This window comes from Mesorhizobium sp. M7A.F.Ca.CA.004.12.1.1 (genome assembly GCF_003997835.1).
GTDB lineage: Bacteria > Pseudomonadota > Alphaproteobacteria > Rhizobiales > Rhizobiaceae > Mesorhizobium.
Genome location: NZ_RZRK01000958.1, coordinates 1 through 2,128 on the forward strand (window position 1 = coordinate 1; position 2,128 = coordinate 2,128).

The window sequence follows — 2,128 nt, forward strand, 5'->3', positions numbered from 1 at the left end:
GCTTGGCATTGTCCGCAAGGCAGCCCCCTTCCCTCCGATTCCACCGCAGGCAGCAAGCGCAAATTTGGAGTTCGAGACCGAAATCGGCCCATTTTGAATGTGCGCAGAACAAACGCTGCAGCCGCCAATCATCAACATCCGCACGAAAGGAACCGCCATGTACATCGCAATGAACCGCTTCAAGGTGCAGACCGGCTCGGAGAACGACTTCGAAGCCGTCTGGAAGAACCGCGATTCCAGCCTTGCTGAGATGAAGGGGTTTAGGGAATTCCATCTGCTGCGCGGCCCGGTCAACGAGACCGAAGGCTACACGCTTTTCGCGTCGCACACGGTGTGGGCCAGCCACGACGATTTTATCGCCTGGACCAAGTCCGAGAATTTCCGCGCCGCCCACAGGAATGTCGGCACGACAAAGGTCCACTATCTCGGCCACCCCCAGTTCGAGGGTTTTTCGGTCGTCGAAGGCGCGTAATGCATGTCGTCCAAAAGTGGTCCCGGTTTTGGGACAACGACATGCATAAAAACAAAAGTTGACCGGGGGTCAGGCCCCGGCCAGCAAGCTCGCATTGCCGCCCGCGGCGGTGGTGTCGACGCAGACCGCCCGTTCATGCGCATAAGCCGCCGGGTTGAGCACCTCCGTGACCAGCGGCACGATCGGGCCGGAGCGGTCGGCGATGACCTTGCGCACGATGCGCGCGGCCTCGGACGTGCCTGAAAAAGCGACGACGTCGACGCGTAGCGCGCGCGCCTCGACCGGATCCGGCCGGCCGTCGATGGCGGCCAGCGGCAGGCCCTTGCCGGTCAACGCGGAAAGGGCTGCCGGTGCACCTAGCGCAACGGCCAGCACGGCATTGCCGGCGGCGAGCGCCTGGATCGTCTGCGCCAGCAGCGTATCGCCGTCAGGACCAAGGCACAGCACCCGTCCGCGTGGCGACAGCGACAGCGTGTTGGCCTCGCCGGTCGGCCCGGGCAGGTCGACCTGGCCGAAATCGATGCCGGCGGCCGCACCAATGGCCGCAGCACCCTTGCCGCGCAGATGCTTCCTCAGAATGGCGATCCGGTCGGGCCGCGTCGACCAGCCGCCAAGTGCGGGATCCGGCAGATTGTCGGCAAGTTCGGTCGCCGTGACCTTGTGGCCATCCTGCACATGGGTGCCAGCCTCCGGCCCCTTGCGGAAGCGGCGGAGGTAGTGCGGGCCGCCGGCCTTCGGACCGGTGCCTGAAAGCCCCTCGCCGCCAAACGGCTGCGAACCGACGACGGCGCCGATCTGGTTGCGGTTGACATAGATGTTGCCGGCGTGGATGCCGTCGACGAAATGCTGCACGCGGCCCTCGATCCGGGTGTGCAGCCCGAAGGTCAGGCCGTAGCCCTTGCGGTTGATGGCGGCGATGACCGCGTCGATCTCGTCGGCGTCGAAACTGGCGACATGCAGCACCGGCCCGAACACCTCGCGCTCCATATCCTCGATACCCTTGACGCGGAAGACGTGGGGCGCGACGAAGCGACCTTCCTTCGGCGCTTCGAGCTTGGCGATCAGCCGGCCCTGCAGGCCCATCTTCGTGCAGTACTCGCGGATCGAGGTCTGTGCCTCGTCGTCGATGACCGGGCCGACATCGGTCGAAATCCGCCAGGGATCGCCGACATTGAGCGCCTCCATGGCGCCCTTCAGCATCTCCAGCATCTTCTTCTCGACGTCCTTCTGCACGTAGAGCACGCGCAGCGCCGAGCAGCGCTGGCCGGCACTCTGGAAGGCCGAGGCCAGGATATCGCGCACCGCTTGTTCGGGCAGCGCGGTGGAATCGACGATCATCGCGTTAAGGCCGCCGGTCTCGGCGATCAGCATGGCGTCGGGCTCGGCCGTCTCGGCCAGCTGCTTCTCGATCAGCTTGGCAACCTCGGTCGAGCCGGTGAAGCATACGCCGGCAATGCGCGGGTCAGCGGTCAGCGGGCCACCGACCGACGGGCCGTCGCCGGGCAGGAGCTGGATGACATCTTCCGGCACGCCGGCCTCGCGCAGCAATTCGACGGCGCGGAAGGCGATCAGCGGCGTCTGCTCGGCCGGCTTGGCGATGACCGAATTGCCGGTGACGAGCGCGGCCGCGATCTGGCCGGTGAAGATGGCGAGCGG

2 protein-coding genes are annotated in these 2,128 nt (G+C 65.8%); one reads left to right on the forward strand and one right to left on the reverse strand.

Going from position 1 to position 2,128, the window contains the following annotated elements; genetic code table 11:
* The first annotated feature begins 157 nt into the window (after nt 1-157).
* Nucleotides 158-472, forward strand: coding sequence for an antibiotic biosynthesis monooxygenase (locus EN984_RS32220; RefSeq protein WP_027039045.1), 315 nt, complete (start codon nt 158-160; stop codon nt 470-472).
* A 69-nt stretch (nt 473-541) separates the two neighbouring features.
* On the opposite strand, the gene EN984_RS32225 is transcribed toward EN984_RS32220, so the two are convergent.
* A partial coding sequence (locus tag EN984_RS32225; protein ID WP_127384248.1) for an aldehyde dehydrogenase family protein occupies nt 542-2,128 on the reverse strand: 1,587 nt, incomplete at its 5' end.

Coding starts and splice junctions, on each gene's coding strand:
- EN984_RS32220 (WP_027039045.1), top strand. CDS start 158: ATGTACATCGCAATGAACCGCTTCAAGGTGCAGACCGGCTCGGAGAAC.